5 protein-coding genes are annotated in these 6291 nt (G+C 57.6%); all 5 read right to left on the bottom strand.

Going from position 1 to position 6291, the window contains the following annotated elements; translation table 11 throughout:
* A partial coding sequence (locus ATI02_RS33040) for a TcdA/TcdB pore-forming domain-containing protein (protein WP_279629447.1) occupies window positions 1–1966 on the bottom strand: 1966 nt, incomplete at its 3' end.
* Between the two features lie 46 nt (window positions 1967–2012).
* The gene (locus ATI02_RS33035) at window positions 2013–2270 is read right to left on the bottom strand and encodes an Mcf1 protease effector domain-containing protein (RefSeq protein ID WP_244196558.1); all 258 of its coding nucleotides are present in this window, start codon (window positions 2268–2270) and stop codon (window positions 2013–2015) included.
* Window positions 2271–2331: 61 nt separating this feature from the next.
* Complete coding sequence (locus tag ATI02_RS33030; protein ID WP_244196557.1) at window positions 2332–2712, bottom strand: Mcf1 protease effector domain-containing protein; 381 nt, start codon at window positions 2710–2712, stop codon at window positions 2332–2334.
* A gap of 52 nt (window positions 2713–2764) precedes the next feature.
* Complete coding sequence (locus ATI02_RS33025; protein WP_244196556.1) at window positions 2765–3448, bottom strand: hypothetical protein; 684 nt, start codon at window positions 3446–3448, stop codon at window positions 2765–2767.
* Window positions 3449–3501: 53 nt separating this feature from the next.
* A complete protein-coding gene (locus ATI02_RS31895) occupies window positions 3502–6282 on the bottom strand; it encodes a C80 family cysteine peptidase (protein ID WP_244196555.1) in 2781 nt (926 codons plus the stop codon).
* Window positions 6283–6291 lie beyond the last annotated feature (9 nt).

Below are 6291 nucleotides of genomic sequence, written 5' to 3'. Positions count from 1 at the left end.
CGAAAGCCGGAACCTCGCTTGAGAGTTTCAACCAAGCGCCTTCCTTAAGGCTGACCAGATACTCGCCGCCCGCCCCCTTGATCTCGTAGCTCATGAAACCGTGAAGCTCTTTGGGCAACTCGGGCACGATCAATTGCCGGTTACGCTGATCGAGCTTCACCTCGACTGAAGTCGCTACATATTCTTGAGCGATTTTGCGGATCGTCCGCTCGGCAGGAAAAATGTAGAAGTCATAGTCGAAACGTTTGTCTTCCTCAAGGCGTCGGATCACATCGAAACCGGCATCGTGGCGAGTGGTCGCGCCAGGCAACTGCTCATATTCATAGCTGATATATGACTTGGGCGTGCCCGGCAATATCACCACGTTGCTCTCGCCGTGGTCGAGTGTGTAGGTTGCATCCCGGTAGCCGATTCCGCTGCGTATTTCGATAGCCTGATTGCGGTCTTTGACCATTACCGGAAAATCACCGGCCCAAAAGAAATAGTTGATTTTGCCAGAGCCGGTCGAGCCGGAATGGGTGCGGTAGATGTACTGACTGTCGAAGCTGATCTTATTGAGTTGCAGGTCGAGAGTCTTGACCACCGCCCCGGGCAGTGGCACCAACATTTTGTGCGCTTGATCATAGCGGTAGCCATGGCCCTTGTAGGCATCGTCGACCGTATCGAAGTAGCGCCCCACCGCCTTGGCATCCTCGGCGACCACCCCAAAGGCCTGAGCCAATCCGGTAAAGCCAACAGCGAGCCCGCCGGCAATCACTCCGACACCGCCCAGCAAGGCTCCTGCCGAAGTCGCGCCCAACATGCCCGCACCGATACCTGCGGCCCCGGTGATGAAGCTTGCCGAATCAAAGGCCAATTGAGTGCCGAACACTGCCTTCTGAGTTTCATTTTCAGCATGGGCCAGTTCATAGGCGTCGAGGATCACCATACCGCCGCCGAAGATTACGCCAGCCCCTTCATTGACGGTGTGGCCCAGGGTGGACACGAAGTCTTTGACAGTGGCCTCGCCGGCGATAACTTCGCCACGCAGCGCGGTGCGTACCAGCTCGGTGACCTTACCCACGTCCTGCAAAAACCCATGGCCCATCTGGACCATATTGAGGTAGCCATGGATCTTCAGTGCAGTTGCCAGATCAGTCGAGTCGACACCACGGGCGCTGGCGTCACGCTGCTTGTCGGCAAACCACTGAATCAGTGTCTGCAGGGCAAACCCGGCGTTAAGGCCATCAATCGAACCGGCCTCACCCACGCTGCCCCGAGGCCGCATCTGCCCGCGTTCGAGGGTGAAATGCCTGCCCAGCGTAGCGGTGTGTTCATCGATAAAGCGACGAAATTCGGTAAAGTTCGAATCCCGGGTGTTCAGCCAGCGACTCTGCTCCGGCTGATCACGGTTGATGAATTGCACCCGATAATTACCTGCACCCTGGTCCTCGGTTGTGGCGATGATCGGCATCCAGCGCGGGTCAAGGCCATTTTCCGTCGCAAGCCGCGTGCTGGACTCGGCGAATCTGGCGCCCCATTGCTCAACATCAAGTGTCACCAGGCTGCCGCGCAACTGCATATCTTCGGCAATCCGCGACTGGGCGCTGACGGTTTCCTGCACTTGCCGACGCTGACCGATCACTGTCGCCAGTTCGCCTGGACGGCTCAGATCGGCCACTTCCAAACCATTACCTACCTGGACTTTGGCCATCTTGTCGGCATCGATCTGAACCAGATTGAATTCCGGAGACTGCTTGCTACCGAAAGCGCCGTAAAAATCTGCCAGCCCTCTGCCTACCAGATGCTGCTCCATTGCCTTGAGAAAGCTGGCTGTATTGTCATAGGCAAAGATCCCGACATTTGGATCATAAAAATAGTAGCGACGGCCCTTAGCCATAGCCGTGCTTGCTACCAGCATTGAGTGATTGCGGGTATTGAGGGCAAATGTCGAGGTACCAGTCGCCCCTTTGAGCCGCCCGACCACATCGGCCAAATTCAGTTTGCCTACCGCTGTAGACGCCTGCACCGCATCACCATTGGAATGCAGCCTGACCAGACTCTTCTTGAGCAACGTCGAACTTCCTGCTTGCGGCTCCGCGGCCGCCAGGAAAGTTTTGCACCAGACTGTTGATGCCCTTAGAGCCGGCGTCGGCCAGTGCCACCGCCATCGCCCTGACCAATGGATAGCAGCGGCCACCGAATCGATCACCGACCAGCGACAGATAGAAATCCTGCGGGGCCAGTTGACTGAACGTACTTCCGGCGCGCTTGAAGCCCTCGCTCAGCAAGGCTGTACGTTCAGTACCTTTTCAATGTTTTCGGCCTGGCTGATTTCTTCGATACGAGCGCTCAAGGCTCCCGTTGTTGCGCGGTGAGTTGCCCATCGATGAACAGCTGCTTCATGTCCAGCGCCGACATTTCCTGGGTCACGCCAGGAATACTGATGTCGCGAAAAGCGCGTAATCCCTGCATGAACTCAGCGCCCAGTGCGCCTCGCTGGTACGCCTCGAAGTTTGCGTAGCGCTCGCCCAGGCTGCTGGTTGCATCCTGGTCTCCACCCCGCAGGTCGGTATCGTCAAAACGGAGGACGCCAGGCATTCCCTCCTTGGCCTTGATCTGCGTCCATAGCCAGCTTCGGTCGACAGAACCGCTCTCACGCAAGACCGTGTCGAACTGCGCCTTGTAATATTCATGGGTAAGGAGGTTCTGCTTGATCTGTTGGTCGATCATTGTGGCCGCGACGCGGTACTCCGCTGTTTATAAAGCTCGTCGCGCTGAGCCTTCAATGGTCGATCTCAAGCAAATACTTACGATCAACCTCACGACGCAAGGCAGTCCATGCGGCAATTGCCGGATGGTCGTAAGAGAACGCTCCGCCGCTGTATACACCGTCCGTGACGCCTTCGGCAGACACAGCGAACTGGCCGGCCAGTTTCTTCAGTCGTTGGTGTACCTGTTCGCGATAGTCAGTGAATTCGGCCAGTTTGCGCGGTCCGATCTGGCTATCGGCGTGCTGGATCGACAGCGGTTCGTCCATGACCCGCAGTGTTGGCGAGAGGGTCCTGTCAGCGCCGCGATATTCTTGGCGCTGGACCGCCAACTGCCATTGACCATCGACGAACTGCAGGTACGCCGCGGCGATCCCTTCCGCCGTAGCGCCGATCCGGTAGTCGTTCCAGTCCACCGACATCACCACATTGTCGTAGAGCACGGAACTGTTGACCCGGCCATCGTGGTAAACACGGAAAGTATTGGCATCCAGGCTGGTCACCACCAGCGAGCAGCCTGACAACGTACCAGTGAACAGAAAGCTCCCGGCTGCGGCCTGTTTGGGGATATCGATGTAGGCCGGCGACGCGTTGCCCTGATTGGGGCCGTTGTAACCGAGGAAGTAAGCCGGCACGGTGTCAGAGCCACTGGTCGCGGTGTATTCGACCTCGTACACACCGGCGTTCATCTTGATCAACTTGGCAAAAGCCTGGTCCGGCAACCGTCCTGAGCTGACCAGCGTCTCGACACTCAGGGCATGGGTCTTGGCAAAGAGCGCGGGTTGGCGGCGAACTGACGGATATCGATGCTGCCTGCACGACCGCCCAAATCGCCGCGCGTACTCGCCGATCCGGCATTGATTTGCCCATTGATATCGAAAGCCTGGCGGACCAGATCAGCGGCATCCACGCTGACCGGATCAACCTTGCTACCAGGGTTTTTGAACATCCGGGCAAGCAGGTCCTGCAAGGTTTTAAAGGTACTTGCATCTTCAAGAACGCTACGCAATTGCGCCTGATCCAGTTCGTCATTGTCCCCGGGGAACAGCAGCGTCAGGACATAATTCTGCGCTGCCCCCAACTGTTCCAATGCAACCCGACCCAGGCGCAGGTCGTCGAGCAGGGCCCCTACGTCGATACCATCGCGCCCCAGCAGTGCCCGTGACGGCAGCGCCTCGAAAACCTCGGTCACACCCTGGTCCGGGCTCCATTCCAGCACGACCTTGTGCCTAGGGTCTTTGTGCCACAACTTGCCGTCGGCATCCCTGGTGGTCTTGATTCCTTTCGCCTGGACAACGACGTTGGCACTGCGGGCCGATATTTCGAGACCCGGGATTTGCAAGGCTTCCACCAGCTTGTGCCCAAAACCACCGAGCAGGTCGGCGTCTTCGACCGCGCAGCCGACAAGGCTGATCCGCGCCGGCTCCGAACTGATGCTGTACTCGTCGTAAAGACTTTGCTGAAAACGGCGAATGTGCTGTGACCACTGGGCAGCATCCAGATCACCGAGCGTGCGCGCGCCGACCGGACCCTCACCGTGTCCGACAATCTGCCAGCGCACTCTGTCGATTGCGTCAAGCTTCTGGAAGATCGCTGGATCACCGTAGACCAGCCGCATGTTGCCATCGGCATCAAGTTGTATCACCAAAGAGCTGTCAGGGTGCTTGCCCGCCAGATCGGCAGCCGCCTGCGCCACTGTGCCCTCATTCTGGGTCTGAACAATAATCTGCGCCGCGTACTGACTATCGCTGCCGTCCGGGTTGCCTTGAACCACAGGCGTAGCCCAGCGGTCGACGTACCGGCTTGACACCACAGGCGTCGAACTCGCGGGGGCATCACGCCTTACCGCCAGCAACGCTTCGCTCGTGGGCGTGCTCCATGAGCCGTCATTCTGGGCGTTGGAGATGACCGTGGGCGTATCACCGATGTTTTTGCTGGCCGTCACCTGATCGCCCTGGATCGTGATTTGCGCGGGCATGGTCTCCGACTTGAAGCTCATGAACAGGACAATTTGCAGATTCGCCAATTGTTTTTGCTGGGCAAACGCCTGTGCCAGCGTACTGGCGGGACTGAATGTGATCTCGGTCTGCGCGCCTGTCTGAAACTTGAATGTGGCTTTGCCAGCGGCGGCATCGCTGACCACCTCAATATCGGACCACATGCTGCGCAACATGTCGAAAGCCGGTTTGCTTGCAATCTGATTCGAGTACTGGTCTATAACGTCGCCCTTAAAAGGCAAATAAGCGACGAACTCGCCGTTTTTGTCCGCCTGGATCGGGAATGAGTCAGACTGCCGGTGGCCTTGCCATGCATCGAGTAGCGACAGAATGCGCAGGTAGGACTCTTCCCGTGTCTTGCCAAAAACCGCTGCATGGGCAGTCAGTTGTTCACGGGTCCAGATTTGCGACTCACCCAAGCGGTTAGCCTTGGCCGCTGTCACTCGGCTACCCGCATCCATGCGATCCATGGCATCGATTTCCAGCAGCTTGTTCCCCGTTTGCTTGAGCAGCAGGAGCAATACCTTGTTACGTGCGGATTTCGGATTAAAGTCGATGTAACCTTTCACTTCGCGATGCAAACTGATCAGGTCAGCCATGGGTTCGCCTTGAACCCATCGCTTGTGCATGCCGGCGAGCACCTCCAGATACACCGGTTCTACCAGACTCCTGGAGTTGACCAGTAGCTCGGTATCCTGTTCGGTCAGCAGCGATCCGACATCCTTGAGCTGTTTGCCCCGATAACTATCCGCCGGCTCATGCAGAACCCGGATGTCGCCGATCAGCCCCCACTTCTGCAAGGCACGCAACATCGGGAGATCGGCGTTCCAGAAAGTGCCGTCGAACTTGCCCCCGGCATCAGGCGCCACATAAACGGTGCCGTAAGCATTAGCAGCGAGGGTCGCACTCACCGAGCGCAAATAACCCTCCATGTCCCGATGACCTTGACTCGTGGCTTTCTTGATCGCGTCGTTTGTAGCAGACGCTGGGGCATTGACAGCCTGGGTCAGGCTCTCTGCTATTTTCTGCACGAAACCAATAGCCGCGATATCGTTCGGCGTCGCTACCAGCGGCTTGCCTTCCGCCGCCATCCGCTCATTCAACGCAGCCTGATACTGCGCATTTACCGCGCCACCGGACGCCAGCAGCAGGTCAGTATTCATTCCTGATTCAAAGGGAAAATCCAGTGATCCAAGATAGGTCATCAATTCCGTGAGCTTGCGGAAATTCTGTCGAATAATACCGTCGACCGCGAGGTTCGCGATTCGCGCGATCTGGCTTTGAGTCAACGTGGTACCGGCGGGTAGCGGCATCGCGCTGACACGTTCGACAAGGACCTTTTCCAACCCGCCGAGATTCAATGCGTCGAGTTCACTTCTGGTGAGCCGCCCGGCATTCGCTGCTGGAGTCACAGCGCTTTCGAGCAGCTGCTTGCTCAGCAGATCATGCACCTCGCCAATCACCTCAAAGAGTTCACTGAGCCCTCCGACGCCTGATGCCTGGTCGGCTTTAATACCTTCTTGATTGAACTTCATAGTATTCAC

The organism is Pseudomonas baetica (genome assembly GCF_002813455.1).
GTDB classification, from domain to species: domain Bacteria; phylum Pseudomonadota; class Gammaproteobacteria; order Pseudomonadales; family Pseudomonadaceae; genus Aquipseudomonas; species Aquipseudomonas baetica.
The sequence above is the reverse complement of the archived record's forward strand: the minus strand, read 5'-3'. Positions and strand labels throughout refer to the sequence as shown.

Coding starts and splice junctions, on each gene's coding strand:
- ATI02_RS31895 (WP_244196555.1), bottom strand. CDS start 6,282: ATGAAGTTCAATCAAGAAGGTATTAAAGCCGACCAGGCATCAGGCGTC.
- ATI02_RS33030 (WP_244196557.1), bottom strand. CDS start 2,712: ATGATCGACCAACAGATCAAGCAGAACCTCCTTACCCATGAATATTAC.